The 397-nt window shown below is 57.7% G+C and carries 1 protein-coding gene; it reads right to left on the reverse strand.

Annotation, left to right across the window (positions count from 1 at the left end):
- Window positions 1-78 precede the first annotated feature (78 nt).
- On the reverse strand, window positions 79-397 hold a 319-nt coding region (locus ACLD7X_RS19475; protein WP_411425327.1), incomplete at its 5' end, for an ABC transporter permease.

The following is a 397-nucleotide window of genomic DNA, read 5'->3' on the forward strand; positions in this document are numbered from 1 at the left end:
TCCGGCCCATTGAGCATGCCTTCTTCGTCCGTCCCTCACGTATGGCCACACTGGTGAAACACTGGTTGGTCTGTAACATCAGTGGCGCTCATATCTCAGCACCATCTTCTCTACTGAGACCACGATGAGAAACAGGGTGATGGCAAGGAAGGAACAGAGCGTGATGGCGGCATAGAGCCGGCCTGACTGGTAGTTGAAGGTGGCCTGTATGATCATGGCGCCGAGCCCCCTGTCGGACCCGATCCATTCACCGACCACCGCGCCAATGACAGCGGTTGCCGAGGATATCCGGAGCGATGCGAACAGGAACGGCATTGACCTGGGCAACCGGAGCTTCCACATGGTTTCGAGCCGGGAGGCGGACAATACGCGGAACAACTCAAGCTCGTTGGAACTG

This window comes from Aphanothece microscopica RSMan92 (assembly GCF_046613545.2).
Classification (GTDB): Bacteria; Cyanobacteriota; Cyanobacteriia; order PCC-6307; family Cyanobiaceae; genus NIES-981.